Consider the following 632-nt stretch of genomic DNA (forward strand, 5'->3'; position numbering starts at 1 on the left):
CTTCGCCAACAAGCCGAGGTTTGCGGTCAATCGGAGTTTTTGGTGCGGGTGCGTTCATGATCTCAGTTTCCAGTCGGGAGGCCTCAGAGGAGGGGGCTGTTGGTACAGAAATGGGTTGATCCAAGGCGGTTGGCGCAGGCGCTGGGTCCACCCAATGCAGTTTGCGCTGAAACGCGTAAGTTGGAAGGGCGACGCGTCGGGTGCCACGTGGACCAAGTAAGCTCCAATCTACTTTCCCACCGGCGGCCCAGATACGACCAAACCCATTTGCCATGGCGGTCATGTCATCTTCGGAACGGGTGTGGTCTGGCAAGGATTGGACCACAGCAATATTTGCGTCGCGGGGCAAGGTCTGTCCGCAGAATGACGACAGCGTATTTCCTGCACCGACCTCAAGCAGGATTGCAGGTTCGTCTTGGGCAAGGGTGCGTATTGCGTCGGCAAAGTTGACAGCTGCACGGGCTTGTCTTGCCCAATATACAGGGTCGGTACATTCTGCGTCGGTGATCCACGTGCCGGTAACACAGCTCACATAAGGGATATTGGCGGGGGACAAGGTGATGTCTTGCAGGGTTTGGCTTAACCTATCACAAGCGGGCTCCATCATCGCGGAATGAAACGCGTGCGATGTG

1 protein-coding gene is annotated in these 632 nt (G+C 56.6%); it reads right to left on the bottom strand.

Annotated features, from left to right (window positions below):
* Nucleotides 1-632 (bottom strand): acyltransferase domain-containing protein (locus AB9F27_RS21955; protein ID WP_369758211.1); only part of this gene is annotated, 632 nt, incomplete at both ends.

This window comes from Falsihalocynthiibacter sp. CO-5D18 (assembly GCF_041205445.1).
Lineage (GTDB): Bacteria > Pseudomonadota > Alphaproteobacteria > Rhodobacterales > Rhodobacteraceae > Falsihalocynthiibacter > Falsihalocynthiibacter arcticus.